Origin of the sequence: Dellaglioa kimchii (genome assembly GCF_046115505.1) — a bacterium.
Taxonomy (GTDB): Bacteria; Bacillota; Bacilli; order Lactobacillales; family Lactobacillaceae; genus Dellaglioa; species Dellaglioa kimchii.
In genome coordinates this window covers 604,877-629,911 of sequence record NZ_CP170736.1, presented here as the reverse complement: position 1 = coordinate 629,911, position 25,035 = coordinate 604,877, and the positions used below count along the sequence as shown (strand labels likewise).

Sequence of the window (25,035 nt, the reverse complement as noted above, 5' to 3'; positions counted from 1 at the left end):
AACAATGAAAAAAGATGATATATCTCAAGAATTACCGCCAGAGAATAATAAAAACCAGGCTAAGAAAATTATTGCAGGGGTCATTGCATTATTATGTATATTACTACTGACAATATTGTTTATGACCTATAGATATATCAAGGCGTCTTTAGATCCATTAGATAAAAATAATAATAAAATTGAACAAGTTTATATTCCGATTGGATCCAGTACAAAACAAATTGGAACAATTTTAGAAAAAAATAAAATTATTAAAAGTGGTACGGTGTATACGTACTATGTCAAACAAAAAAAGGTGTCACAATTTAAGGGCGGCTACTACCAACTTAAGGCATCCATGAGTTTGGATAAAATTGCTTGGACACTGCAACAAGGTGGAAGTAGTGAACCTATACAAAATAAATTAGCGAAGGTATTGGTTAGTGAGGGAACAACAATTAACCAAATTGGTAAATCCATTTCAAAAGAAACAAGTTTTTCATATAATGATTTTATTAAATTAATGAAAAATAAAACTTTTTTGGATTACTTAGATAAAAAATATCCAGATCTTTTAGACGCTACTATGGCATCTAAAAACGTGAGATATCCTTTAGAAGGTTATTTGTTCCCAGCTACGTATACTGTTTATAAAAAAACAACGTTAAAAAATCTTGTTGAGCAAATGATTGTTAAAGCAAATAATGAATTATCACCTTATTATGCAACAATAAAAAAACAAAAATTAACAGTACAAGAGGTTATGTCTCTCGCTTCATTAGTTGAAAAAGAGACGGAAAATCATAAGGATCGTCAAAAAATAGCCGGTGTTTATTTCAATCGAATTGCAGCAGAAATAACGTTACAATCTAAAATATCAGTTAGTTATGCGTTAAATATACCGCAAAAAGATTTAACGACTGCTGATTATTACGTGGATAAACCATATAATTTGTACGTTTATAAAGGATATGGGCCTGGTCCGTTTAACAATGCTAGTTTAGATTCTATCCAGGCTGTTTTGAAGCCATTGGACAGAAAGAAAGGTAATTTCTATTTTATTTTCAATTCAAATTCTAAAAAAATAGAATATTCTAAAACATATGAATATTACCAAGCATTTTCACCTATGACGCAGGCCGATAATGATTATGTCCAATAATCTACGTAACCGGTTTACAATCGCAAAATTAAATGTTAATCTGATAGGCATATTGAACTTATTAATTTTAAGAGGAGTAAGTGATGGCAGAAGATAAAGTATATCCAATGACCGTAGACGGTAAAGTTAAACTTGAAGAAGAACTTGAAACATTAAAAACAAAAACACGTGCAGAAATTATTAATCGTATTAAAATTGCACGTAGTTATGGCGATTTATCTGAAAATTCAGAATATGAATCAGCTAAAGATGAACAAAGTTTTGTTGAAGGCCGAGTTAAAACAATTGAACATATGCTCCATTATGCAGAAATTATTGATAACGCTGGCGTAGATGCTGATGAAGTTTCTGTTGGTAAAACAGTTTCATTTATGGAACCTGGTGAAGAAGAAGAAACATACACGATTGTTGGTGCGGCAGAAGCTGACCCAATGTCTGGTAAAATTTCAAATGAATCACCAATCGCTAAAGGATTAGTTGGACATAAATTAAATGAAACAGTAACAATTGAAACGCCAAATGGCAATTTTGACGTTAAAATTACAGATGTTAAAGATAATTTATAAAAGCTAAATATAAAAGGTTAAGTTGCAAAATTATTTGTTACTTAATCTTTTTTATTAAATTAAGTAGGTGAGATAAGTTGAAAAAGAATTTTGCAATTATCGGTTTAGGTCGATTTGGTGCGAGTGTTTGTGAAACATTGATTGAGTATGGGCAAGAAGTTTTAGTTATTGATAGGGATGAAGCTCGTGTAAATGATTATATGGATATTGCAACGCATGCGGTTGTTGCTGATGCACAAGATGATGAAGCTTTAAAATCAATCGGTATTCGTAATTTTGATCATGTGATTGTCGCTATTGGTGAAGATATTCAAGCAAGTATCTTAGTCACATTGATGGTTAAAGAGTTAGGTGTTCCCGTCGTAACGGCTAAGGCACTGAATAAATATCACGCTCGTGTACTCCAAAAGGTTGGAGCTGATCATATTGTTCATCCTGAACGAGATATGGGAATAAAGTTGGGTAGGGCATTAAGTTCTAATCATTTGTTGGATTACTTAGATTTAGATGATGATTATCGACTTGCTGAAATTGATATGACAGATCCGAGATATGTTAATAAGACATTAGATGAATTAAATTTCAGATCAACTTTTAATTTAAATGTAATCAGTATTAGACGTGGTAAAGAAATGATTATTTCACCATTAGCAGACCAAGTTATTTTACCAAACGATCAGGTATTGATTATTGGTGAAACGAAGGCTGTTACAGAATTTGATGAAAAAATGAATAAAACTAAATAAAAGGACAAGATTGCAATATGCAATCTTGTCCTTTTGTATTATACAAAAACTATTTAATCAATCTTTTTATGTGAACGACAATTGGTTTAATAAGTATTAAGAGAATAGATAAAATTGAGACGATCAAACCAATACCCATGTACGGTGGCCAATAGATAAGTTTAACGGTATGACTTCCTTTTGTAACTTTAAAGCTGAGAAAGGTGTTCAATGACTTATTAGTTGAAACGGTCTTACCATCGACTTTAACGTGCCAACCTTTACTATATGGAATCGTTGTAAAGACGACTTGATGGTTACGTTTAACTATTATTGAACCAGTTATTGAATGTTGATTGTAGTTTGTAACTTTTAATTCACTAGACTTTAGTTGTTTAATTTGGGATTTAAATGAATTAACATTCATTTGATAAAGCGTAAAGTTTTCTAAGAAAAGGGTTCTTTTCTTTAATTTAGCTGTCAGAACTATTTTTTTACCTTTATTATTGGCTGCAATATTAACAACAACTGTATTTCGATACGTTTTATATTGTTTTAATTCGTGACCATTTAATTTAAATAAAACATTATCAGTACTTAATCCTGATCCTAAGGTTAAATAATAAGCATCGTTTGTTGTTGGTGTATATGTGAAAGTGACTAGTCCAGATTTGTTTAATTTTGTTTTTGTTAGAATAGAATTTGTTAAATTGATTTGTGAACCAACATTATCAAAATTGACAGTATTAAAATTAATTGGTGTAAATAAAGCGTCGTTATTCATACCGGTTAAAGCAGATAACCAATCAGACTGATATCTTAATGGGTTAGTTGTTTTATTCTTGTTTGTCAGGACAGTATCATTTGCTGCATAGCCAATTGATAGAGCATACGGATTTTTAACCGTTTCAGTTAATGAGTTATTTGAGATAGGTTTGTAGTAAGTTGTATCAGGTTTTTCAGTTAATGGTGTCAATGCTTCTAATTGTGTGTCTAATGCCTTAGAAGGCCGTATTTGTTTTGGTGTAAAAACGTATTTCATATTTAATAGGGCGTCTGTTACCAAAGTACCATTTGAGTAAGTAACATAATTATCACCATCAGGTTGTCCTATCTTACCGTAAAAAGTTGGAATTGATTTTGAAAAAGCAGAACTAAAATGAGAACCACTGAAAAAATCAGCTGACATGGCATCATTTTTAGTCCGACTATACGTTTGTGCGACACGATAGAAAGAATCATCAATCTTTTTTAACGATTTACTTTCAGTTGCTAGGGCAGTCGTTGACACGTCATACTCACTTGTAGATAAATAACTAATATTATCTAATGAATAAACAGCGTTGCATGACATTTCAGCTATTACACTTGCGAATAACAACCATTTGAATGAAGGTGATGCATGATCTTGAAATTGAATTAAAATTAAAGTTAAAAGAATAAATAAAATTGATAAGAATAAAGTTTCATCAGATAAATAACTATAAGATTCTTTTGATAAAAATAAGTACGTAAACATTCCGATGAATAAAAGACCTACAATACTCAATTTCCATAATTTAATAGGATTAAAGTACTCAAATTGTTGAGCAGCTAAAAGGATAATCCAAAAGCAAAATACAAATGAAAAACGGTAAGGATACCAAACAGGGAATTGCATCCCGTGCCATAGTAAATCTAAAGGTTCAAAGCACATCGATAGAATTAAGAAACTTGTGATAAAAAAAGAGACAACACGTTCTTTAATTGAAAAACGGTTATTCATGAAATATAAGATAAAACCAATTAAAGCTAGGCTACCTACAAAAATATTAGGGAAACCAGAAGGCATTTGATCAAAATTGAATGAACCAATCACAAATTTTGAAAGCATCGCTAGTGGATTATATTCAATTTTTGCTTTGATAGATTCTTCCGTGTATTCTCCCTTACTTGAAAGTAATGAGAATAAGGTTGGAAAGAGAATAGTTGCTGAAATTGCTACAGAAATTAATGATTTATAAATGAAAACCCATGATTTTTTTAAAAATTGTTTAACTGACAGTGATACACGACTTGTTGTATAGAGAAAGTATAAAATCATAAAAAGGCAGACCATGTAACCCATGTAGTAGTTCACAATTAAAAGTAACGCAAGCCACCAAGTATAAGCCCAACTTTTTGTATTCTGCTGTAATTTTTCGAAGCCTAAAATAACTAAAGGTAATAGAATAACAGCATCTAACCATAATAAATTAAGTTGGTTAGCAATTGTCCAACCCATTAGCGCATACGCTGTGGCAAATAATGGGATATAAAGTGAATTCATTCTTGTTGTTTTCTTTAATAATAGGCCGAATGTAAGGCCTGATAAGGCATATTTTAAAAGGGTTACTATCATAACACCTGCTAAAATTGATTTGCCTGGAAATAATAAGAAAATAAGATTAAAAGGACTCATTAAGTAGTAAGCCCATTCGCCTAACATATCACCACCAATTGCTTGTGAAAATGAATAGAAAAAACTAGTAGGATGATGGAGAAGAGTGGCTCTAAAATAAGAGAAAAAATCAATATATTGCTGGCCTAAATCAACTGTTAATAAGGAGCTATTCCCAAAAGGATACATTTTTCGACCAATAAAGTAACAAAGCATAATAAATAAAGGAATAAGGAAACTTAGAAGGAGTACATGATTCTTTTTAAGATAATTTTTAAACTTAACCATTTTAAAACCTCTCTGACTATTAATGTATGGTAATAAGAATAGCATATTTGGGACTTAACCGCATAAATCAGCAGTAGATTAAATTATATTTAATCTGATTATTAAAGTTTTTATTATAATATAAATTGTTAGCCTGTTTATTGGTCCAAAGAATCTTAAAAATGTGGTAATATGGTAAATGATATATTTATACGAATTCAAAGACTAATAATGATACAGTGAGAGGTAATTAAACGTGAAACTTCCAAAAACAAAACAAGGTCGAAGCAAACAAAATAAATCACATATTCCATTTAGATTAAATTTTCTATTTTTTATTGTTTTCTTACTTTTTGCAGCATTGCTAGCGCAACTAGCCTACTTGCAAATTTTAAACGGTGCTTCATTTGAAGCGACAGTTAATAGTACGGATTCGACAACAGAAACTAAGAATGTACAACGTGGGATGGTTTATGACTCAACAGGTAAAGTTTTAGTTGGTAATAATTCTTCACGAGCAATTACTTATACAAAAGGATCAGGTATCTTATCGCCTGATTTGTATAAGATAGCTAATAACTTAGTAACCTATGTCAGTATTGATACGAGTAAATTAACAGATCGTAACGCAGCTGATTACTACTTAGCGGATAAGGAGCATTTGAAAACTGTCACAGCTGCTGTAAAAAAAGAAAAAAAATTAACGTCTGCTGAGTTAAATAAATTATCAAGTACTGATTTTAATACATTGACAGTAGCATATGCTGTTAAAAATAACATTGATTCATTAACTGATGAAGAAAAAGAAGCTGCTACTGTTTTTGGAAAAATGACGGGTGCTTATTCATTATCAACTGTTTATTTAAAAACCTCTGATGTTTCCGATAAGGAAATGGCTGAAGTAGGTGAACATCTATCAGGGATGAATGGGATTAAAATAGGAACTAACTGGTCTCGAAGTTACCCAAATGGTAAAAGTATGAACAGTATCATCGGAAATGTCACTAGTGAAGCTACTGGGCTACCTAGTGATAGTGTGGAGACGTTAATGACTGAAGGCTATTCACGAAATGATAGTGTTGGTCAGAGTTATTTAGAAAAACAATATGAAGATGTTTTAAAAGGAACAAAGTCACAAACTAAGGTTGAAGTGGCTAACAGTAAAATAGTAAAACAAGTACAAGAATATAGTGGTAAAAAAGGTGATAATCTCGTCTTAAATATTAATGCTAAATTCCAAGCTCAAGTTCAAAAGATTATGAAAGATAGTGTGAAATCCATTGCTGGAAGTAATCCTTATAATCCAGGGGCCTACGCAGTTGTCATGAACCCGAATACGGGTGCCGTTTATGCAATGGCTGGTGTTAATCGAAATATTAAAACAGGTAAGATTACAGATGATGCTTTAGGATCAATTAATCAGGTGTTCACCATGGGTTCCGTTGTAAAAGGTGCTACGGTTATGGGAGCTATGATGGATGGGGCAATTACACCAACTAGCAATACTATAACTGATGAACCTATTAAGCTTGCTGGAACAGCTCCTAAGGCATCATGGTTTAATACATCTGGTTCAGCTAACGTTGCATTAACGGCTTCCGATGCATTAATGGTTTCTTCTAACTCATACATGATGCAATTAGCAATGAGAGAAGGCGGATTTAAATATTCAAGTGGGTCTTCACTGGATATGTCGAACTCGATTTTCCCAAAAATGCGTGGTTACTTTAATCAATTTGGACTTGGTATCAAAACAGGTGTTGATTTACCTGGTGAGTCAACTGGATTTGAAGGTGTGGCTAACCAAACAAATATTGGTAAAGCACTTGATTTATCTTTCGGAAATTATGATTCATATACAACTATTCAATTAGCGCAATACATGTCAACAATGGCTAATGGTGGTACAAGATTACAACCACAAATTGTAAAAGCGATTCGTTCAACAAATGAGGATGGTTCTTTAGGTTCAGTTCAAACTGAAATGACACCTAATATTTTAAGTACAGTCAATGCAACAAAATCAGAATTTGATGTTGTTCAATCAGGATTTTATAAGGTTGTTCATGGATCAAGTTCATTGAGAACTGGGAATGCGATGAGTGATGTAACACCATCAATTTCAGCTAAAACAGGTACTGCTCAAACATTCTATGGAACATCTGAAACTGAAGCACTTAGTCTAGCTTCGTATGCACCTTCTAACAAGCCTAAAGTGGTTGTTGCACTCGTTTTCCCTGGGATGGCTAATAATACAGGTAGTGCTGTGAATGGTCAGGCGGCAGTTTCAATTTACTCAGCATTTTGGAAAACAGTTGAATCTGATAAATAATATTAAGTAAATAAGTCATCTAATACCTGATTTTATTGCTGTAAAGTAAATTTCCTTAACAAATAAAAAAAAACACTAGCGTTTACTTATTAATAATGATATTATATAAGACGTTAAAGACTAATTGTCTTATGAAATTATGAAGAAATATATGGAGGGTTGCAACCATGCGTGTACACATTACATTAGAATGTACGGAATGTCATGAACGGACATACCTATCAAGTAAAAACAAACGTAATAATCCAGATCGTGTTGAGCTTAATAAATTTTGCCCACGTGATCGTAAGGTTACTTTACATCGCGAAACAAAATAACAACGGGAATTTTCCTGTTGTTTTTTTGTTTTAAATAACTTTTATACTAGTTGAAATAAAATCTTGTAAACGTTATTTTGTAAATTTTTATATGAAATAAGGAGCTATTCTATGAATTTGGCAAAATACAAAAATACACCATTTATGACGTACTTTTTTATTGGATTATCAGCAATTGTTTTCATCGCAATGACACTTGCTGGTGGTAGTCAGGACACAAATGTATTAATTGAATTTGGCGCTAAATATAATCCACTGATCATGGACGGCGAGTGGTGGCGATTATTTAATCCCATATTTTTACATATTGGATTTGAACATATTGTCCTTAATATGGTTACATTGTATTTTATTGGTATCCAAATCGAGATGTTATTTGGTCATTGGCGTTTTACGGGCATTTATTTACTTGCTGGAATTGCTGGCAATATTGCAAGTTTTACGTTCAGTCCAGATACTATTTCGGCAGGCGCTAGTGGTGCTATTTTTGGTTTATTTGGGGCATTCCTAATGTTAGGTGATAATTTTAGAGAAAGTGCCTATTTTAGACAAATGTCGCAACAATTTTTACTATTCATTGTGTTAAATCTTGCGTTTGGTTTTATGTCGTCAAGTACAGATAATGCAGCTCATATTGGCGGTATTTTATCTGGATTCTTAATCGCAACGACTGTAGGCGCACCAAGATTGGCGCGAATCAGTCATATTAAACAGATAGCTGCATTCGTTATTTTAATTATTATCAATTTAATTCTGATTAAAATTGGAATTTCTAATAGTATCTAGTTTAAGGCGGTGACCGTTAATTGAAAAATTTGTATGACGTCCAACAACTATTGAAACAATTCGGTGTGTACGTTTATGTTGGTAAACGTATGTGGGATATTGAATTAATGGCATTGGAATTAGATAATTTACATCGATCAGGAGTGATTGATGACAAAATCTATGCTAGAGCTAAAATTGTACTATCTCATGAACATCGAGTTGAAGAACAAAATAATTGAGAATGTAAGTGGAGGAATTTGAATAATGGTAATTGAAAAAAAATTAATTGGTGTCGACTTAGGTGGCACAACAGTTAAATTCGCTATCCTAACTGAAACAGGCGATATTCAACAAAAATGGAGTATTGAAACAAACGTTCTTGATGAAGGCTCACATATTGTGCCAGATATCATTGCCTCAATTAATCACCACATCAGACTATTTGATATGACTGCTGATCAATTTGTTGGAATCGGTATGGGTTCACCAGGTACAGTAAATCGTGCAGATGGAACTGTTATTGGTGCATATAATTTGAACTGGAAAACATTACAAAATGTTCAAGCAGATATTGAAGCCGGTACACAAATTCCGTTTGCTATTGATAATGATGCCAACGTTGCTGCTTTAGGTGAACGTTGGAAAGGCGCTGGCGAAAATGATGATGAAGTTGCCTTCATCACGCTTGGAACTGGTGTTGGTGGCGGTATTATTGCCAATGGTGCATTATTACATGGTGTTGCTGGTGCTGGTGGCGAAGTTGGCCATATTACAGTTGAACCTAATGGCTACATGTGTACTTGTGGTAAGCATGGTTGTTTAGAACAATATGCTTCAGCTACTGGTGTTGTACGTGTAGCTCGTGATATGGCTGAAGAGTTTGCTGGCCAATCAAAATTAAAAGAAATGTTAGATGATGGACAAGAAATTACATCTAAATTAGTTTTTGATTTAGCTAAAGAGAATGATGTTTTAGGTAAAATGGTCGTTGATAAGGTATCATATTATCTTGGACTAGCTTGTGGTAACTTAGGTAATATGTTAAATCCAGCATATATTGTTATCGGCGGTGGTGTTTCTGCTGCTGGAACGTTCCTATTAGATCAAGTTACTAAATACTTTAAACAATTTTCATTCCCAACAGTTCGTTCATCAACATCATTAAAATTAGCACAATTAGGAAATGAAGCTGGCGTTATTGGTGCCGCTTCACTTGCTCGTCAGTTTATTAAATAATAATTGAGGGGAGAACTAGTATGATTTTAGGAGCAGTGAAAGTTAGTTTAATTATTAATATCGTTTTGATTATTATTTTAGTTGGCTTGGCTGGTAACCAATTTTATCTTTGGTATATGGGTCGCCGCGCAGCTAAATTAGTGACAAATGAAGAATTTAATGAAGGTATGCGTAAGGCACAAGTTGTTGATTTACGTGAAAAAAGTGAATTTGATGCTTCTCATATTATGGGAGCAAGAAATATTCCCTATTCTCAATTTAAAACAGCGATTGGTGGTTTAAGAAAAGATCTACCTCTTTACTTGTATGATCAAGGCAAATCAATTAGTACTCGAGCAGCCTATAAATTACACAAACAAGGCTACACAGATATTACTATTTTGAAAACAGGATTTTCAAAATGGGATGGTAGAACAAAAAAACGTTAAAAAGAAAAAGCATTGAAGAATGAAAATTCTTCAATGCTTTTATTAGTTTATGAATGGTGTGATGAACGGCTCTTACGAGTTGCACGTTTACGGTTTTCTTCAATCATTTGTTCTTTTTCTTCGATGGGTGCAACAACAGTTTTTTTAAAGGCAAAGACGCTACCAACTAATGCGCCTACAGTTGCGGCAGTTCCGACTAAGAAACCTTTTGAAAAGTTTTTCATTATGTAGACCTCCTTATTCATTTGACATCTTTATTATGACTTATTCAATCTAAAATTGCCACTAAAAGCACCGCTATTTTACGATTAATGATATAATAATTTTTGAAAGTTAGGGGTGACTTGTATATGCAGACCAAAATTTATGCGCATCGCGGAAGTAAGGGAACCAGACCAGAAAATACATTAGTTAGTTTTCAGTCCGCAATAGATGCAGGAGCTGATGGTATTGAGACTGATGTTCAGTTGTCTAAAGATGGTGAACTAATCATTATGCATGATGAAAAAATTGATAGGACCACAAATTTAACAGGTAAGGTAGTCAATCTGACACTAGCGGAATTAAAAAAAGCAGATGCAGGAATTAAATTCAGTCCTGACTATCAAGGTGAACAAATTCCAACATTAAAAGAAGTAATTGAGTTGTTAAAAGATAACAACTTTAAAGGTACTTTTAATTTAGAATTAAAAACGAATCATATAGAATATCATGGTATAGAAGAACTTGTAGACAAACAAATGGAACAATTACCGTCAGATATTCATCTTTTGTATTCTAGTTTTAATCCAAACTCAATTCGTAGAATGCAAAAAATTAATCCTGATGCAGAATTTGCAAGTTTATTCCAATTTAAAATTAAAGAGTCGCGTCAATTGGCTAAGCATCATTTAATTACTAGCTTACACCCTGATGTGACGTGGTTGAGAGAACGACATGGATTATTTTGGCCGAAGCTATTGATTCGCCCTTGGACAGTTAATTCGGTTAAAGATATGACTTACTGTTTTAAAAAGAAATATGATGCCATTTTTACAGATTATCCTGCAAAAGCAATAGAAGTACGAAAAGATATTCAAGGAGATTAAAAATGACGCAAAAAGTATTGTTAATTGTTGGGCCAACTGCAGTTGGTAAAACTGATTTATCGATAAAATTAGCAAAAAAATTTAATGGTGAGATTATTTCAGGCGATTCTATGCAAGTTTACCGGAAATTAGATATAGGAACGGCTAAAATTACAGAAGATGAGATGGATGGAATCCCACATTATTTAATTAATCACAAGAATAGTGATGAACGCTATTCAGTCGCTGATTTTACAGCAGAAAGTCGCGCAGCAATTAGTGATATCGCCTCTAGAGGTAAATTACCAATAATTGTTGGTGGGACCGGATTTTATTTACAGGCATTACTTGATAATTTTCAATTGGGAACAGATAATGACGACGATTTAAATCTTAGAAAAGAATTACAAGAACGTGCTGAAAAAATCGGTCCTGAGGCACTTTGGCAAGAATTAGAAAGCTTAGATCCAAATGCAGCATTAAAAATTCCAGTTAATAATACACTACGAGTTATCAGGGCATTAGAGGTTATTCAAAAATCAAATCAATTGTTTTCGGCGCAAGCGGATCAAAAAACGGATGAATTTGACCCCTTTATTATTGGGTTATCGACTGATAGGTCAGTGCTATATAATCGGATTAATCGTCGAGTTGACCTTATGATTGAATCTGGGCTGATTGATGAGGCAAAATGGCTTTTTAACCAAAAAATCAATGATTTACCAGCTAGTAAAGGTATTGGATATAAAGAGCTATATGCGTATTTTGAAGAAAAACAATCACTTGATGAAGCAACAGAGTTAATAAAACGCAACTCAAGACGTTATGCAAAACGTCAATTAACTTGGTTTAGAAATAAAATGGCAGTTAACTGGTTTGATTTAATCGAGCATCCGGAACAACTAAGCAAAATAGAAACACAAATAGTGGATTGGTTAAAAGGACAAAAGTCATAAGGAGAAGAATATATGCAAAAATGGACAGATAATTTATCACAGGAGTTAGCAAACGTTGTAGGAGAAGTTGATACTCAAATTGAACCAAGACTAAAAGAAATTGATGAACAGGTTTTGTTTAACCAACAAAAAGTCTTGGAAGCTTTTAAGAAAAATAATGTTTCTGAAACATATTTTGCCGGATCAACAGGATATGGATACGATGATATTGGCCGTGATGGACTTGATCGTATTTATGCGGATGTTTTTAAAACAGAGGCGGCAATGGTGAGACCACAAATTGTTTCAGGAACCCATTCAATTTCAACAGCCCTTTTTGGCATGTTACGACCTGGGGATGATTTATTATATATTACGGGGATGCCATACGATACGATTCAGGAAGTTATTGGTATTTCTGGAACGGGTATTGGTTCAATGAAAGAATATGGTATCGGGTTTGATTACGTCCCATTAACGGCTGACAATCATATGGATTCTAATGGTTTAAAAGAAAAGTTAACGGATAAGGTTAAAGTTGTTGCAATCCAACGTTCTCGTGGGTATGCAACTAGAGATAGTTTTATGGTATCTGAAATTGCTGAAATAATTAAAGAAGTTCGTAAAATTTCAAAAGATGTGATTATTTTTATCGATAACTGTTATGGCGAATTTTCTGAAACAATTGAACCAACAGAGGTAGGTGCTGATATTATGTCAGGGTCACTAATTAAAAATGCTGGTGGTGGTTTAGCTAAAACGGGTGGTTACATCGTTGGACGTGCTGATTTAATTGAAAAAGCAGGTTACCGCCTAACAACACCTGGTACTGGTAATGAAGAGGGCGCTACTTTAAACGTTATGAGAGATTTTATTCAAGGGTTCTTTTTAGCACCTCATGTAACAGGTGAGGCAATTAAAGGTGCTATCTATACGAGTGCATTACTTGAAAAAATGGGATTAGATGTGTCACCAAAATGGGATGCACCGAGAACTGATCTCATTCAAACGGTTAACTTTGGTAAACCAGAACCAATGGTTAAATTTGCTCAAGCTATCCAACGTGAATCTCCCGTTGATGCATATGTTGAACCAAAGCCAAGTGATATGGCTGGTTATGAAGATAAAGTCATTATGGCTGCGGGAACTTTTGTTGAAGGTGCTAGTGTCGAATTGTCAGCTGATGGTCCAATAAGAGAACCTTATACGCTTTATGTTCAGGGTGGATTAACGTATGCTCATGTTAAGTTAGCAGTTACAGCTGCGGTTGAGAAAACATTCTATTAAACAATCGTTTATAAGCTATGTTATAAAATCTAACATTGTACGTTGACAGTCATTTATTTCCTTGTTACTATAAGGGTGTAATTAAAAAGGAGGCTTGTTTATGAAAGAGAAGGAACTCAGACGATCATTAGCGGTATTACCAATTGGAACGGTAATGAAATTAACGGACTTAACGGCTCGTCAAATTCGTTATTATGAGGAGCAGGAGTTAATTATGCCCCAAAGAAATGATGGTAATCGCAGAATGTACTCACTGAATGATATTGATAAGTTATTTGAAATTAAAGATTATTTAGATGAAGGCATGAATATGGTTGGTATTAAAGAAATTTATTTTGAAAAAGAAGCACAGGCTAAAAAACAACGCAAATTATTAGAAAAGCCTTTGACAGATAATGATGTTAGACATATTTTTCAAAATGAATTTCTCTCAGTTAGTGGACTTAAAAATCCTGACGATCCTTCTTTCAACACAAACAAGCTTCTATAAATTATAAATACTGAGGAGAGATAAAATGGCAAAAGCTGCATACACTAAAGATGACATTGTTACAATGGCAAAAAAAGAGAACGTTAAATTTTTAAGACTTATGTTTACAGATTTATTCGGAATTATTAAGAACGTGGAAGTTCCGATTAGCCAACTAGACAAATTATTAGAAAACAAATTAATGTTCGATGGTTCTTCAATCGACGGATTCGTTCGAATCGAAGAAAGTGATATGTACTTATACCCAGATTTATCAACTTGGATGATTTTCCCATGGGAACATGAACATGGGAAAATTGCGCGTATTATTTGTGAAGTTTATAACGCTGAACGTAAACCATTCCAAGGTGATCCAAGAAATAACCTTATCCGTGTCTTAAAAGAAATGAATGATTTAGGGTTTACTGAATTTAATATTGGACCTGAACCAGAATTTTTCTTATTTAAATTAGACCCTATAACGGGAAAACCTACAACACAATTAAACGATAAAGGTAGCTATTTCGATTTAGCACCAGTTGATTTAGGTGAAAATTGTCGTCGAGATATCGTGTTAGAACTTGAAAACATGGGTTTTGATGTTGAAGCTTCTCATCATGAAGTAGCACCTGGCCAACATGAAATTGATTTTAAATACGCAGATGCTTTACAAGCCTGCGATAACATCCAAACATTTAAATTAGTCGTTAAAACGGTAGCTAGAAAACATGGGTTACATGCGACATTTATGCCAAAACCATTGAATGGTATTAATGGTTCAGGGATGCATATTAATATGTCATTATTCCATAAAGATGGTAATGCATTCTTTGATGAAAAAGACAAAATGCAATTATCTGAAGATGCCTACCACTTCTTAGGTGGCTTATTACAACATGCACGTGGTTACACAGCGATTACTAATCCAACAGTCAATTCATACAAACGTCTTGTTCCTGGCTTTGAGGCACCAGTGTATGTTGCTTGGTCTGGACGTAACCGTTCGCCATTAGTTCGTGTACCAATGGCTCGTGGGTTATCAACTCGATTAGAGTTAAGAAGTGTTGATGCAACTGCTAATCCTTATCTTGTCATTGCTGCTATTTTAGAAGCAGGACTTGATGGACTTAGAAATAAAGTTGTACCACCTGCATCTGTTGATAGAAACATTTACGTAATGAACCGTCAAGAACGCCAAGATAATCATATTAGTGATTTACCATCGACACTACACAATGCCATTAAAGCATTGGAAAAAGATGATATCATGGAAAAAGCAATGGGTCCTCATTTATATCCAAGCTTTATTGAAGCCAAAAAATTAGAATGGGCTGCTTACCGTCAAGAAGTTTCTGAATGGGAAAGAGATCAATATTTAGAACTTTATTAAAAAAAGTGTAATAAAGGTTTGAAATGACTAACTAAATGATTGATAATGAAACTAAGACAAGTAAAATTGTTTTAGTTTTTTTGATTATGCAAAGAAAAATCATAATACATAGTAAAAAAAATAATCATTAAATATGAATAAGGGGTAAACTATGATAAAAGACAATCAATTTAATTTATCGGATCACAGTGAAGCTACAAACAATATCGAACGCACACTTTCTAAAAAAGTTGAGTACTTAAATCAACTTAGAGAGGCGATTAAACAAGAAGATGATCGATTAGTTTATCAACTCATTAACCAATCTCGTTACGCACAACTATTGTTAAAGAAAAGAAGCGTTTCGGAAACGGCCATTCAAGAAGAGTTGGTCATTAAAGATTATCCACAAATTCAACAATATTTAAGTTTGAAACTTATCTCATATTTACGTGATACGTATCCATTCTTCTATTTTGAAGAAATGGAAGTTGGAAAATTCAAAATTCATTTTGGTAATTGGTGGGATCGAAAAGAATTTGGCTATTTAGACGTTTTAAATGTTGAATTTAAATTTGATGAAGAAGAACTAGCTAAATTAGCTAAGTCTTTTGAATTGGAAGAAACGAATAAACGTGTTAATACAGATAAAATTAATCAAATTTCAATTAAAAATAAAGAGCGTCAAGAATTAGTTGATTCTCAGGATGAACGTGATGCTGAAAAAGACAAAATTCGCGAAGATATGAAACGTAATTCACAAGAAAAAGGGCGTCCTTGGGATGCTGGACGTATTCGTGAAGAACGTCGCGTGTTAAAAGAAAGATTAACAGAGTTAACTGAGATGGATGAAAAGGCCAGCAGCGCATATCAAGATATCAAATCAAGTGAGACTGATGTTTTAAGTTTAGCCAAAGAAGATACGTTGATTGGTTATGAAAGACAAAGTATTATTGGTATATTTGGTGATTTTGAAAAATTCACTAAACAAAATGATGCCTTATATTACAATTATTTATCTCACTTAATTAGTCAAAAAGGACAGGTGACTGAATAATGGCTGAAAAAGAAAAGCAGTTAGTTTCTACAAAATCACGTTTGGTAAACTTTAATGAACAAATTAAATTAAGTCTGAACAATGGGATTAAATTTACGGAAACATTAGATGTTTTAATGAATACTCAAGATAAAGTTGAGTTGATTGATGCTGCAATGAGTTTGATGGGTTATCAACTTGATACTAATTATTTAACATTCCCGCAAAAATATAGTGCGGCAGATTATTGTTTACTCTTCTTTAACCGTTTAATGGACTTGCATGATAATGAAACGGCTATTTTACACTTCTCAGAGCCTAGAAAAGCACTTGTCCATGAAATACCTGGGATTAATGTTGTAGATAGTTTTTCCTTTAAAATTGATGATAATGATGGCGCTTATTATGTTGCACAAGAATCAGGAGAATCTTTATTTTATTTAAATTTACGTAAAAGAATGATTCGAATTAATAGTACAGCTATTACAAATGTCTTAATTGTTAGTTACTTGGAAAAATTAGACGCAAAATCGATTAAATATCTTGAAATGATGTTAATTGACTTTGCAACGTATTTAAAAGAAGATTATGGATTTAGCGTTGATCTTAATCTACTGGATTCAGGTAATCCAGCAAGATACGAATTGTCTGAAGATGTACTTAAACGAAGTGTTATCGATGAATTATTCGTACTTGCTTCAGAAAATGAGTTAATGGTTGAGGCGGGCGCAAATAATAGTGCTGTTTTAAAATTAGCTAAATCTGAAATAACAATTTATGATCAACAACAAATGGGTGAAAGTGATAATGAAAAATGGGTTATTACTGTTATGGATGCTGCCCAAGAAATTTCATGGTTTGATATTTTGTTGAATGAACCTTTCATTAGAAATTGGTACTTGAATAATATAAATGAATTAAGTATTAAATCAGATCCCTTGATTTTTAAATAATAAAAACAAGTCTGTCCGTTAGTTACTAGTGGGCAGATTTTTTTGGAGGAAAATTTAGTGAACTTAACAGATATGATCCAAATGGAACGAAGCTTTGATCGGGATGTTATTCAAGATAAGAAAATCAGGTGGAGTCCTGAAGAAAGATTGTTTAATGCCTATGTGAGCTTGGATGTTGAATTATCAGAATTAGCCAATACGGTTGAATGGTTTAAAGTTTGGAAAGAAAATCGTGGACAAAAAATGGAAAAAGGCAAAACGCATGAAGAGACAGTACTCTCAGAATATGTTGATGCAATGAGTTTCTTCTTTAATATTGCTAATCAAAATAAATGGACTTATTTATTATTAATTAGTGATGAAGAGATGGATGGTTTTGCAAAGAAGCCTATGACAATGTCATTGAATAAAGTCTTTTTATCATTAAAATTAATGATTTCTAAAAGTTTATTTAGTCATAAATTAGAAGATTTTAAACATGCTTGGCATCTTTTTATTAAATTCGGGTTAGTTGATTTAAAATTGTCTTGGAATGATATTGAAAATGAATTTGTTAAAAAAAATATGGAAAATATTGAAAGACAAGAAAATAATTATTAATTAAAACAGTCTTAAATTGGAGCTAACCAATAATATTGGACAAAAATTTAAGCAGGTTGGTGAATTTTAAGAGCTTGATATTATTAGTAATTAATTTATAACTGAGCGTCGTAAATAAGGAATCTTTAATAACTTGTATTTTAAATTTTAATCACAAAAAAGCCTTCAATATTGGATTTTTTTCCAATATTGAAGGCTCTTTGTGTGTTAATAGCTGAATAACAGTTTTTACTTGAATGAGACTAATCTCTTTTACAATTAACTTAAGTAAATGATCAAGAACCAGTGTCAAAATTAAAATCAGCACCATCTTCAGATTCATGAATATGAACGTCTTTAGCAGACGAAGTACTATCATTAATATCAAAGCTTTCAGAAGAAGATGTCTTCTTAGCAGATGATGAAGATTCTTTAGAAGAATCTTTGGCCTTAGAAGATGAGGCCTTTTTGTTGGATGATGCAGACGACTGTTGAGAAGAAGAGCTATTTTTGTCAGAACTGGAATCAGAATTATAACTATATTCGCAAGCAGACAATAGTAGCATTGATACGCTTAGAACCCCTAGTAAGCTAATAAATTTTTTCATTTTAAATCCCCCAATATTTTTATGGTGCAAAGCGAGCAGTAGGAATCGCACCTACTAAAAGTATCTATACGCTCGTTAGAAATTTATGTTAAATTTTGTTTATTAGTGCTTAGCAGGAGCTTGTTTGAGTGTGAAAACTGCTGCAATGATTAATAAAATAAATGTAGGAAGGGCAAAAACCATTGATAAAAGAAATAAACCGCAACCAATAATACCAAGAACATGGCCAGTAATAGAGATATCAGCTTTTCTTGATTGAACAAGTGCAACAATGTGAAGAATAAGGCCAATTCCTAGCATAATATAAAAGAAAATAGCTGTACCGCTAGTTAAGGTTGATGTTCCAGAGACAGCGTGTGATGTTACAGTAGATTTATTGATACCAGTTAATATAACTATAAGCCAAGAAAAGGCTACTAATATAGTATTTATAATATCGAAAGTACCTGCTGCAGTGTTAATTTTTAGTTTCATGAAGAATTCCCCCGTATGGAGCTTTTAACGTGATTCCCTATCTGCACGTAAGTATTATTATTATATTTTTTTTATTTATATGATATTTTATAAGGCAGTGAAGAAAGCGATGGCGCCTAGAAAGATACCCGGTACGTTTGCAAAGAATATGGGCCAGTCTTTATTTTTACCACATACGCCATAGACAGTCCAAAATATGCAATTAATACAGGCAACCAATGGCTGAACAGGATTACCCTGGCTACCATTAAGGTTGGAAATGATTTGCGGGATGTATGAGACATACATTAAGATAGATAAAATACTTGCAAACTTCCCGATTTTTTCTAGAGTGCGATCATTTAATAATTTCATTCTAATTCCTCCAAACTTTTTATGCCTCTTTATAATAACTAATTATCAGTTATTCTACAAATTATAACAACTGGGAGTAGGAAAAATATTTTAATATAATTAAAATTGTTTAACTTGATGAGGATATATTAATTTACTTTCTATTTGTATGAGAACTAAGGTTTAATTTTATATTCTATGTTAAAAGAACTAGTAAAAGTTATCTTAAAAGAAAAAACGTTCTTAACGGCCTTATTCTAATCGCCCACTTGAAGGAACTAACAATAAATTGAAAAATATTAAACGTGATGTCTACGGATTTAGTGATTTTAGACATTATAAAGAACCGTGTTTTCTTTATAATGAGAACATACGAAGGGGTATTGCCACAAAGTGATAACACTCATGAGGTATACCCCAAAAGTTAAAGTAAATATTTAGTTGTCTTTTCTAGGCGGCATGTTGTCGGTATTTTACCGGCGATGTGCCGCCTAGTTTCATTTGAATCCGTTTTGTATTGTCGTAAATTATCTAATTCAACCTTTAATTTATTGAAGAAGCTTTCAATACAAGCGTTATCTAGGCAAGTGGCTCGACGAGACATACAGGTGTTATGTGAGCTTGTTTAAATTGCCATGCATTATGACGATATTGCCAACCTTGATCAGTGTGTAGGAATTATTTATAGGTTGTTTTAGGCAATATTTCAAGTAACATCTCTAATGGTTTTAAAGCAAATTCAAGATTGGGGCTGTCACTTGTAATGCTGTAAGTTAGTATTTCATTGTTGTATAGGTCCATGATAGGTTCGACATATACTTTTTCATTTGTTTTAGGAATCCGAAACTCAGTAACGTCGGAAACCATTTTTTGATAGGGTCAATCAGTTTTGAATCGTCTATTTAATCTATTCTTAACGCGATTACCTTTGGGACCTTTAGAAGAATCATACCGACGTTTTTTCTTCCTATATCCTTCACCTTGAATGTTTAGTTGTTTCATTATTCGATAAACACATTTGTGATTGACCTTAAGGTCATAGTCATCCAACAAAGCTTTTGTAATTCGAGCACTGCCCATATGATGGTCAGCTTGCCATATCGTCGTAATTAATTTTCTAAGTGATTTATCTTTATCTGGATTCTTGAATTGACGTCGCCAATAAAAGAATGTTGCTGGTGCAATTGGTAATACGCGTAAAAGATCGACTAATTTAAATTCGGCCTCGAGTTGGCAAATTACTTGGGCAATTTCTTTGTTTGTTGCTTCGTTTTTAATACGTAGTTCAAGATTCTCAGTTTCTAGCTGTTTTAAACGATTTTCTGTGGGTTCACTTCATATATGTATTTTTATAATAGCGTTGGGTGAGTCCAGAACCAATAAATATTATAGGATATTGATTATTTTTTTTGATAGTTTCTAAGAATGTCATAAATTACTCCTGACTAATTATTAGTATTTTAGCAACACGATCAATAAGTCTTGCACTCATAGCCAGCTTACCTGGTGGTCGAAAGGGTAGCTAGGCGTCCATTACAATAACTTGTAATTCTTCAGTTACAAATTGATTGATACCTGCTAAAAATTCTTTAAAGTAAGTTGTTTCATTGTGGAATTCAACCGCGTCCTGGTCTTGCCAATGTTCAATTATTGCATAACGATTGTTGGCACCTAATTGTTTAAAATGATTGTATGAAATATTACCAGATTCTTTTTTAGATTGCGTCACTAGAGGTTCAATAAATTGTTCATATTCTGTAATACAATTTTCTTTAACGACTAAACTAACATTAAAAACTTTCATGATAATATTCTCCTTTTTAGCTTTTAACGTGATTCTTGTGCACGTAGATGAACGAAAACGAGCAGCAGGAGTTGCACCTGCTAAATGTATCTATACACTCGCTTGAATAATTTAATTACATAATGGATTATTTATCTAAATTAGCAACAGCGTAATCTGCTTCAGCAGATGTGAATTTTTCGCCAGCATTGGAAGTAAGTTGTTCACGAATACGTTCAGGCGACATAGACATATCATCTTGATAAGACTTTGCTTTTGCTAACGCATTAGCATTCCAATCAGCATCGATATTATCTATTGCATACTGCGCAGATTTTGCTGAAAATTTACCACCATATTGAGAAGTTAATTGATCATATAATTTTGCTTTTGACATATTCATGTCGTTAGCATAAGAGTCCGCTTGGTTTAGGGCGTTTTTATCCTCAGTAGAGACATCTGTAGTGTTATCAGTATCTGAACTGTCAGTGTCTGAGCTGTCAGTATCTGAGCTGTCAGTGTCACTTTGGCTAGTTTCTTCAGAGCCGGTTAAGGTAGGGTCGTTTTCATTTCCACATGCAGATAACAGCAACATTGAAACGCCTAAAATACCCAATATACTAATAATCTTTTTCAAAATATAATTCCTCCAATTTTTTTGGTACAACATGAGCTGTAGGAATTGTAACCACTTGAAATACCTATACACTCGCTGAATTTTTTATAATAAAATCTGATAGAAGTATTTTTATAAATCTAATAATTCTTTCTTTTTATCATTAAATTCTTCTTCAGAAATCGCACCGTCATCAAGTAATGCTTTGTATTTTTTGATAGAATCACTTACGTCAGTAGGTGGGGTAGCATTGGATTTATTGTTATCATCTTTACGCATAATAATTTCTTGAATAGCTTCATTCTCGATTTTTTCCTGGTCCGCCTTCAACCAACTGTTAATTGAAAATGCATCAACTAGCATCCAGATACCTGTAACAATAATTCCGATACCAAATGTTAGTACCACAATTAATGTCATTGCAATTGCGCTACCGGTTCTACCAAAGTAATAGCGGTGTCCACCAACACATCCAAGGAACCACCATAAAAGCCATGCCAATACCACATTCTTCTTATTTGTTGAAACTTCTGAGTTGACTAAAAGTAGTTCTTCATTAGTTAACTGATTTCTTAAATTATTGCTGTTCATAGGACAATTCCTCCGAAATCTATATCTCTACTCCTAGAAATATGATAAAATTTATTTGTTAATATATTTCTGCCTCTGACTTGCTACCAACAGGTTAGGGGCTTTTTTTATAATTAATAGAATTTAAGACTGACTGCTAGACCGTCACTATTCATTTTATCAATTGCCTTTTGATTAACGTCGGAGAGCATAGCTGCTGCTATAGCTGAGCCTTTGACGGTATTCATAACTTCTTTTCTTTTTGATTTAGATAATTCTAGGTAGTCTTTGAAGACTGTAACTTGCAAATCATCGAAAGAAGAATTTTTAAATTGGATACTATGAATATAGCGAGTATAACCATAGGATTCATTCGATTCAGCAAATTTCTTATCTTCTTTTAATGAATTATTTAGATATTTATTAACTTTAATGAGAGAGCTATTTTTAGGAGACTCTTCGGATGATACTTTGTTTTCACTTTCTGATTTTAAATGTTCAGCGTTAGAAAAACTTTTACTAGGGATGATGGTCACTTTTAATACTTTTGAAGTACCATCTTTACTTGTTGCTGTAACGTTAATTGTCTTTTCGCTCGCTGAAGTTAAAGGATAAGTTAGGGAAAAAGCCCCAGCGTCATCAGCAGTATCTGAATGAACAACACCAGCTACAACAGAAGCGCCTTTTTCGGTAGTACCAGTTATAGTTGCGACGCCTTTATCATTTGTTTTAATTTTTTTAGAATCGAAGGATAATTTTAAATCTTTTGACTCTAATTTAGATGATGGGCTTGTAGAATTGTTTGAATTACTTGAAGCTGCTGATATTAAGATAAATAAGAATGATATGATCAAGGCATAAAACCACCATTTTTTATAAAAAGGTGCAGGCACTTTTGTTACATCTTTCCTATCAATCTTCCTATAATCAACGACGTATCGTATAGCGAAAACTAAAGCCACGATAAATACTACATATAACGCTATTGCAAAAACGAATGATATAACCATTAAAACAACAAAAATACCAAGTATCATTTTCCAATAAGTGTTCCATAATAATTTCATAAAAAGTCCTCCAAAATTTATATATTCTTTATAGTAATTAATTCTTCTTTAAATTAAATCCGTAAGTTTCTCCAACCTCACGTAAATAATCAACGTTAACACCTAAATCATCAGCAACCTCAAAATCATCAACATTTTTTTTAGTAAATGTTTGAAGTGCAACCTCCGGGATATGCTTTTTCATTCCCCAAACTCTAGCTTTTCGTTCCTGTTTTCTATTACTGATTGAATCAGTAGGCGTTATATTACCAACAGTTGTTTCATAGTGGCCAAGTTCTTCATATAACCACTGTAACTTTTCTTCACTTGATAATGCACAATCAAGTAAAATGCAGTCTCCAATAATTAATCCATGAATACCATCAGGCATATCAACATATTTTAGAAATAGGTTAGGGGAGTTACTTAGTATTTGATATACTTTTCATAATCATTATTTCTTCAATATATTTTTTTAGTGCAAGGGCTTGTCCTAAATCTTTGTTTAAAAAAGTGACAGTATTTTCATCTTTAACAGCCTCAAAAGCACCTTTTTTAGTATCTTGTGAACCGGGGTAAATAAATTGGAAATATCCTACTGTCATACCAGGACTTTTAAGTTGATATGCTGTTAATTCACTTAGCAAAATTGTTTTTTCACCATCTAATCCTTGAAGAATTAAATTTGAAAAACTACCACCTCGTGAAATTCTAATGAAATGATCATCAATTCTCACTGTTGTTTTTTGATTTTTAAAATAAAAAATTTTCTCGTTTGGTGATTGTGGAAATAAGTTTATTTTTTCAGTTTTGTCGCCTAAAATTCCCATGTTAATGTAACTCCTCCAAAGATATATTTTTGTTGCAAAACGAGTAGTGGGAATTGCACCCACTTAAAATATCTATACACTCGTTAAGAATATTTATAGTTTTAAATTAAGATCATAATGGTGAGTAGAGTTACTATCATCGTAGTCATCAGTATCATAATTTGCGTCAAATTTAAATCTAATGTTTGTTAATGAAGTAACATCTTTTAATGATTTAACAGGTATAACAACTGATCCATCTTTTACAGCGCTTTTAGAAATATCTCCGTCCCAAGTTTCGGAAGAGTCTGCTTCATGTTGCTCACCATTATCGAATATCGCAGTACCTTGAGTTGGGTAGGCAGCAATATCTCTCCCAGGAGCTATTGAAAAATGTAGTTTAACAAATCCTTCAATATTGAATGTGCCATCATTTGTTGATTTGTATGTGTAATTTTTAGCTAACTTATAAACAGTCACCTTATCGACCTTTACTTTTGTGTTAGCCCAGTTATTATCAGAAACATCTATAGAATAGTCTTTACTTTTAGAAAACGAATAGTCATTGTAATCTATAGTTAATGATTTTGATTTTTTTTCAGAATTACTATCTGAAGAACTCACAGATGGATCTATTTTATCTAAGGCATTACTATATGCAGATTGAGTCATTAAAACAATAATGATTGAAACAATGCTTAAAACTGTACCTATAATTGCAAGTGTCTTTTTATTTTTTCTATTAACGAAAAGACCAATAACACCTAAAAGAGCACCAACTAATCCTAAAAATGCTGACATGTTGTTAATAATTGGAACCCATGAAAAAGCTAAAGCAATTCCCCCGAAAACAATAGCTAATATACCCAAAACTTTTTTCTCTGACATTTGTAAATATTCTC

The 25,035-nt window shown here is 32.7% G+C and carries 31 protein-coding genes and 2 pseudogenes; 19 read left to right on the top strand and 14 right to left on the bottom strand.

Going from position 1 to position 25,035, the window contains the following annotated elements; translation table 11 throughout:
* Positions 1 to 4 precede the first annotated feature (4 nt).
* The 3 genes from mltG to ACE83Q_RS03070 all read left to right on the top strand — a co-directional run bounded on the left by mltG (position 5) and on the right by ACE83Q_RS03070 (position 2,453).
* Positions 5 to 1,141 (top strand): endolytic transglycosylase MltG, encoded by a 1,137-nt coding sequence (gene mltG, locus ACE83Q_RS03080; protein ID WP_409022662.1) that lies wholly within the window; start codon positions 5 to 7, stop codon positions 1,139 to 1,141.
* Between the two features lie 83 nt (positions 1,142 to 1,224).
* Entirely contained in the window at positions 1,225 to 1,707 is a 483-nt protein-coding gene (gene greA / locus ACE83Q_RS03075) for a transcription elongation factor GreA (RefSeq protein WP_409022661.1), read from the top strand.
* A gap of 77 nt (positions 1,708 to 1,784) precedes the next feature.
* Positions 1,785 to 2,453: a potassium channel family protein gene (locus ACE83Q_RS03070; protein ID WP_409022660.1), complete on the top strand. Its 669-nt coding sequence runs from the start codon at positions 1,785 to 1,787 to the stop codon at positions 2,451 to 2,453.
* 49 nt (positions 2,454 to 2,502) lie between these two features.
* Here ACE83Q_RS03070 and ACE83Q_RS03065 read toward each other — a convergent pair whose 3' ends face one another.
* Positions 2,503 to 5,139 (bottom strand): YfhO family protein, encoded by a 2,637-nt coding sequence (locus ACE83Q_RS03065; RefSeq protein ID WP_409022659.1) that lies wholly within the window; start codon positions 5,137 to 5,139, stop codon positions 2,503 to 2,505.
* Between the two features lie 235 nt (positions 5,140 to 5,374).
* On the opposite strand from ACE83Q_RS03065, the pseudogene ACE83Q_RS03060 reads away from it, so the two are divergent.
* The 7 genes and pseudogenes from ACE83Q_RS03060 to ACE83Q_RS03030 form a co-directional block, all read left to right on the top strand.
* Positions 5,375 to 6,268 (top strand): annotated as a pseudogene (locus ACE83Q_RS03060) (penicillin-binding protein 2); the annotation flags it as partial.
* A 108-nt stretch (positions 6,269 to 6,376) separates the two neighbouring features.
* On the top strand, positions 6,377 to 7,450 hold the full coding sequence (locus ACE83Q_RS03055; RefSeq protein ID WP_409022802.1) for a penicillin-binding transpeptidase domain-containing protein: 1,074 nt from the start codon (positions 6,377 to 6,379) through the stop codon (positions 7,448 to 7,450).
* 167 nt (positions 7,451 to 7,617) lie between these two features.
* Positions 7,618 to 7,767: a 50S ribosomal protein L33 gene (gene rpmG / locus ACE83Q_RS03050; protein WP_057973409.1), complete on the top strand. Its 150-nt coding sequence runs from the start codon at positions 7,618 to 7,620 to the stop codon at positions 7,765 to 7,767.
* Positions 7,768 to 7,878: 111 nt separating this feature from the next.
* Positions 7,879 to 8,553 (top strand): rhomboid family intramembrane serine protease, encoded by a 675-nt coding sequence (locus ACE83Q_RS03045; RefSeq protein WP_409022658.1) that lies wholly within the window; start codon positions 7,879 to 7,881, stop codon positions 8,551 to 8,553.
* Positions 8,554 to 8,573: 20 nt separating this feature from the next.
* Positions 8,574 to 8,774: a YqgQ family protein gene (locus ACE83Q_RS03040; protein ID WP_409022657.1), complete on the top strand. Its 201-nt coding sequence runs from the start codon at positions 8,574 to 8,576 to the stop codon at positions 8,772 to 8,774.
* Positions 8,775 to 8,805: 31 nt separating this feature from the next.
* On the top strand, positions 8,806 to 9,771 hold the full coding sequence (locus tag ACE83Q_RS03035; protein WP_409022801.1) for an ROK family glucokinase: 966 nt from the start codon (positions 8,806 to 8,808) through the stop codon (positions 9,769 to 9,771).
* 20 nt (positions 9,772 to 9,791) lie between these two features.
* Entirely contained in the window at positions 9,792 to 10,199 is a 408-nt protein-coding gene (locus tag ACE83Q_RS03030; RefSeq protein ID WP_409022656.1) for a rhodanese-like domain-containing protein, read from the top strand.
* Between the two features lie 47 nt (positions 10,200 to 10,246).
* On the opposite strand, the gene ACE83Q_RS03025 is transcribed toward ACE83Q_RS03030, so the two are convergent.
* The gene (locus tag ACE83Q_RS03025) at positions 10,247 to 10,423 is read right to left on the bottom strand and encodes a DUF3042 family protein (RefSeq protein WP_409022655.1); all 177 of its coding nucleotides are present in this window, start codon (positions 10,421 to 10,423) and stop codon (positions 10,247 to 10,249) included.
* A 126-nt stretch (positions 10,424 to 10,549) separates the two neighbouring features.
* On the opposite strand from ACE83Q_RS03025, the gene ACE83Q_RS03020 reads away from it, so the two are divergent.
* The 8 genes from ACE83Q_RS03020 (at position 10,550) to ACE83Q_RS02985 (ending at position 17,915) form a co-directional block, all read left to right on the top strand.
* Positions 10,550 to 11,287 (top strand): glycerophosphodiester phosphodiesterase, encoded by a 738-nt coding sequence (locus ACE83Q_RS03020; RefSeq protein WP_409022654.1) that lies wholly within the window; start codon positions 10,550 to 10,552, stop codon positions 11,285 to 11,287.
* 2 nt (positions 11,288 to 11,289) lie between these two features.
* The gene (gene miaA, locus ACE83Q_RS03015; protein ID WP_409022653.1) at positions 11,290 to 12,222 is read left to right on the top strand and encodes a tRNA (adenosine(37)-N6)-dimethylallyltransferase MiaA; all 933 of its coding nucleotides are present in this window, start codon (positions 11,290 to 11,292) and stop codon (positions 12,220 to 12,222) included.
* A gap of 12 nt (positions 12,223 to 12,234) precedes the next feature.
* Complete coding sequence (locus tag ACE83Q_RS03010) at positions 12,235 to 13,488, top strand: aminotransferase class I/II-fold pyridoxal phosphate-dependent enzyme (RefSeq protein ID WP_409022652.1); 1,254 nt, start codon at positions 12,235 to 12,237, stop codon at positions 13,486 to 13,488.
* A 100-nt stretch (positions 13,489 to 13,588) separates the two neighbouring features.
* Positions 13,589 to 13,978, top strand: coding sequence for a MerR family transcriptional regulator (locus ACE83Q_RS03005; protein ID WP_409022651.1), 390 nt, complete (start codon positions 13,589 to 13,591; stop codon positions 13,976 to 13,978).
* A 25-nt stretch (positions 13,979 to 14,003) separates the two neighbouring features.
* Complete coding sequence (gene glnA, locus ACE83Q_RS03000) at positions 14,004 to 15,347, top strand: type I glutamate--ammonia ligase (RefSeq protein ID WP_409022650.1); 1,344 nt, start codon at positions 14,004 to 14,006, stop codon at positions 15,345 to 15,347.
* Positions 15,348 to 15,498: 151 nt separating this feature from the next.
* Positions 15,499 to 16,383 (top strand): exonuclease SbcC, encoded by an 885-nt coding sequence (locus tag ACE83Q_RS02995; protein WP_409022649.1) that lies wholly within the window; start codon positions 15,499 to 15,501, stop codon positions 16,381 to 16,383.
* Positions 16,383 to 17,315, top strand: a complete 933-nt coding sequence (locus tag ACE83Q_RS02990; protein ID WP_409022648.1) for a hypothetical protein — start codon at positions 16,383 to 16,385, stop codon at positions 17,313 to 17,315. Before ACE83Q_RS02995 ends, ACE83Q_RS02990 begins: the two co-directional genes overlap by 1 nt.
* A gap of 57 nt (positions 17,316 to 17,372) precedes the next feature.
* Positions 17,373 to 17,915 (top strand): dUTP diphosphatase, encoded by a 543-nt coding sequence (locus ACE83Q_RS02985; protein ID WP_409022647.1) that lies wholly within the window; start codon positions 17,373 to 17,375, stop codon positions 17,913 to 17,915.
* Between the two features lie 275 nt (positions 17,916 to 18,190).
* On the opposite strand, the gene ACE83Q_RS02980 is transcribed toward ACE83Q_RS02985, so the two are convergent.
* From ACE83Q_RS02980 to ACE83Q_RS02970, 3 genes are all read right to left on the bottom strand, one after another.
* A complete protein-coding gene (locus ACE83Q_RS02980) occupies positions 18,191 to 18,460 on the bottom strand; it encodes a hypothetical protein (RefSeq protein ID WP_409022646.1) in 270 nt (89 codons plus the stop codon).
* 144 nt (positions 18,461 to 18,604) lie between these two features.
* Positions 18,605 to 18,976: a transporter gene (locus ACE83Q_RS02975; RefSeq protein WP_409022645.1), complete on the bottom strand. Its 372-nt coding sequence runs from the start codon at positions 18,974 to 18,976 to the stop codon at positions 18,605 to 18,607.
* A gap of 87 nt (positions 18,977 to 19,063) precedes the next feature.
* Positions 19,064 to 19,330: a SemiSWEET family transporter gene (locus ACE83Q_RS02970; protein ID WP_409022644.1), complete on the bottom strand. Its 267-nt coding sequence runs from the start codon at positions 19,328 to 19,330 to the stop codon at positions 19,064 to 19,066.
* A 244-nt stretch (positions 19,331 to 19,574) separates the two neighbouring features.
* Between ACE83Q_RS02970 and ACE83Q_RS02965 the strand changes: the two are divergent.
* Positions 19,575 to 19,706: pseudogene (locus tag ACE83Q_RS02965) on the top strand (transposase); the annotation flags it as partial.
* 53 nt (positions 19,707 to 19,759) lie between these two features.
* On the opposite strand, the gene ACE83Q_RS02960 reads toward ACE83Q_RS02965, so the two are convergent.
* The 9 genes from ACE83Q_RS02960 to ACE83Q_RS02920 all read right to left on the bottom strand — a co-directional run bounded on the left by ACE83Q_RS02960 (position 19,760) and on the right by ACE83Q_RS02920 (position 25,021).
* Positions 19,760 to 19,837, bottom strand: coding sequence for an IS3 family transposase (locus ACE83Q_RS02960; protein ID WP_409022800.1), 78 nt, complete (start codon positions 19,835 to 19,837; stop codon positions 19,760 to 19,762).
* A gap of 351 nt (positions 19,838 to 20,188) precedes the next feature.
* Positions 20,189 to 20,494, bottom strand: coding sequence for an IS3 family transposase (locus tag ACE83Q_RS02955; RefSeq protein ID WP_409022799.1), 306 nt, complete (start codon positions 20,492 to 20,494; stop codon positions 20,189 to 20,191).
* Between the two features lie 337 nt (positions 20,495 to 20,831).
* On the bottom strand, positions 20,832 to 21,113 hold the full coding sequence (locus ACE83Q_RS02950) for a putative quinol monooxygenase (RefSeq protein ID WP_409022643.1): 282 nt from the start codon (positions 21,111 to 21,113) through the stop codon (positions 20,832 to 20,834).
* Positions 21,114 to 21,240: 127 nt separating this feature from the next.
* Positions 21,241 to 21,762: an Ltp family lipoprotein gene (locus tag ACE83Q_RS02945; RefSeq protein WP_409022642.1), complete on the bottom strand. Its 522-nt coding sequence runs from the start codon at positions 21,760 to 21,762 to the stop codon at positions 21,241 to 21,243.
* Between the two features lie 78 nt (positions 21,763 to 21,840).
* Complete coding sequence (locus ACE83Q_RS02940) at positions 21,841 to 22,299, bottom strand: NINE protein (protein WP_409022641.1); 459 nt, start codon at positions 22,297 to 22,299, stop codon at positions 21,841 to 21,843.
* A gap of 113 nt (positions 22,300 to 22,412) precedes the next feature.
* Positions 22,413 to 23,345, bottom strand: coding sequence for a hypothetical protein (locus ACE83Q_RS02935; RefSeq protein WP_409022640.1), 933 nt, complete (start codon positions 23,343 to 23,345; stop codon positions 22,413 to 22,415).
* Positions 23,346 to 23,382: 37 nt separating this feature from the next.
* A complete protein-coding gene (locus ACE83Q_RS02930) occupies positions 23,383 to 23,715 on the bottom strand; it encodes a hypothetical protein (protein ID WP_409022639.1) in 333 nt (110 codons plus the stop codon).
* Between the two features lie 31 nt (positions 23,716 to 23,746).
* Positions 23,747 to 24,154, bottom strand: a complete 408-nt coding sequence (locus ACE83Q_RS02925; RefSeq protein ID WP_409022638.1) for a DUF4429 domain-containing protein — start codon at positions 24,152 to 24,154, stop codon at positions 23,747 to 23,749.
* Positions 24,155 to 24,247: 93 nt separating this feature from the next.
* Positions 24,248 to 25,021 carry a CD20-like domain-containing protein gene (locus ACE83Q_RS02920; RefSeq protein WP_409022637.1) on the bottom strand — a complete coding sequence of 258 codons (774 nt, stop codon included), beginning with the start codon at positions 25,019 to 25,021 and terminating at the stop codon, positions 24,248 to 24,250.
* Positions 25,022 to 25,035 lie beyond the last annotated feature (14 nt).

Coding starts and splice junctions, on each gene's coding strand:
- mltG (WP_409022662.1), top strand. CDS start 5: ATGAAAAAAGATGATATATCTCAAGAATTACCGCCAGAGAATAATAAA.
- greA (WP_409022661.1), top strand. CDS start 1,225: ATGGCAGAAGATAAAGTATATCCAATGACCGTAGACGGTAAAGTTAAA.
- ACE83Q_RS03065 (WP_409022659.1), bottom strand. CDS start 5,139: ATGGTTAAGTTTAAAAATTATCTTAAAAAGAATCATGTACTCCTTCTA.
- ACE83Q_RS03055 (WP_409022802.1), top strand. CDS start 6,377: ATGAAAGATAGTGTGAAATCCATTGCTGGAAGTAATCCTTATAATCCA.
- rpmG (WP_057973409.1), top strand. CDS start 7,618: ATGCGTGTACACATTACATTAGAATGTACGGAATGTCATGAACGGACA.
- ACE83Q_RS03045 (WP_409022658.1), top strand. CDS start 7,879: ATGAATTTGGCAAAATACAAAAATACACCATTTATGACGTACTTTTTT.
- ACE83Q_RS03030 (WP_409022656.1), top strand. CDS start 9,792: ATGATTTTAGGAGCAGTGAAAGTTAGTTTAATTATTAATATCGTTTTG.
- ACE83Q_RS03025 (WP_409022655.1), bottom strand. CDS start 10,423: ATGAAAAACTTTTCAAAAGGTTTCTTAGTCGGAACTGCCGCAACTGTA.
- ACE83Q_RS03020 (WP_409022654.1), top strand. CDS start 10,550: ATGCAGACCAAAATTTATGCGCATCGCGGAAGTAAGGGAACCAGACCA.
- miaA (WP_409022653.1), top strand. CDS start 11,290: ATGACGCAAAAAGTATTGTTAATTGTTGGGCCAACTGCAGTTGGTAAA.
- ACE83Q_RS03010 (WP_409022652.1), top strand. CDS start 12,235: ATGCAAAAATGGACAGATAATTTATCACAGGAGTTAGCAAACGTTGTA.
- ACE83Q_RS03005 (WP_409022651.1), top strand. CDS start 13,589: ATGAAAGAGAAGGAACTCAGACGATCATTAGCGGTATTACCAATTGGA.
- glnA (WP_409022650.1), top strand. CDS start 14,004: ATGGCAAAAGCTGCATACACTAAAGATGACATTGTTACAATGGCAAAA.
- ACE83Q_RS02995 (WP_409022649.1), top strand. CDS start 15,499: ATGATAAAAGACAATCAATTTAATTTATCGGATCACAGTGAAGCTACA.
- ACE83Q_RS02990 (WP_409022648.1), top strand. CDS start 16,383: ATGGCTGAAAAAGAAAAGCAGTTAGTTTCTACAAAATCACGTTTGGTA.
- ACE83Q_RS02980 (WP_409022646.1), bottom strand. CDS start 18,460: ATGCTACTATTGTCTGCTTGCGAATATAGTTATAATTCTGATTCCAGT.
- ACE83Q_RS02975 (WP_409022645.1), bottom strand. CDS start 18,976: ATGAAACTAAAAATTAACACTGCAGCAGGTACTTTCGATATTATAAAT.
- ACE83Q_RS02970 (WP_409022644.1), bottom strand. CDS start 19,330: ATGAAATTATTAAATGATCGCACTCTAGAAAAAATCGGGAAGTTTGCA.
- ACE83Q_RS02950 (WP_409022643.1), bottom strand. CDS start 21,113: ATGAAAGTTTTTAATGTTAGTTTAGTCGTTAAAGAAAATTGTATTACA.
- ACE83Q_RS02945 (WP_409022642.1), bottom strand. CDS start 21,762: ATGTTGTACCAAAAAAATTGGAGGAATTATATTTTGAAAAAGATTATT.
- ACE83Q_RS02940 (WP_409022641.1), bottom strand. CDS start 22,299: ATGAACAGCAATAATTTAAGAAATCAGTTAACTAATGAAGAACTACTT.
- ACE83Q_RS02935 (WP_409022640.1), bottom strand. CDS start 23,345: ATGAAATTATTATGGAACACTTATTGGAAAATGATACTTGGTATTTTT.
- ACE83Q_RS02930 (WP_409022639.1), bottom strand. CDS start 23,715: ATGCCTGATGGTATTCATGGATTAATTATTGGAGACTGCATTTTACTT.
- ACE83Q_RS02925 (WP_409022638.1), bottom strand. CDS start 24,154: ATGGGAATTTTAGGCGACAAAACTGAAAAAATAAACTTATTTCCACAA.
- ACE83Q_RS02920 (WP_409022637.1), bottom strand. CDS start 25,021: ATGTCAGAGAAAAAAGTTTTGGGTATATTAGCTATTGTTTTCGGGGGA.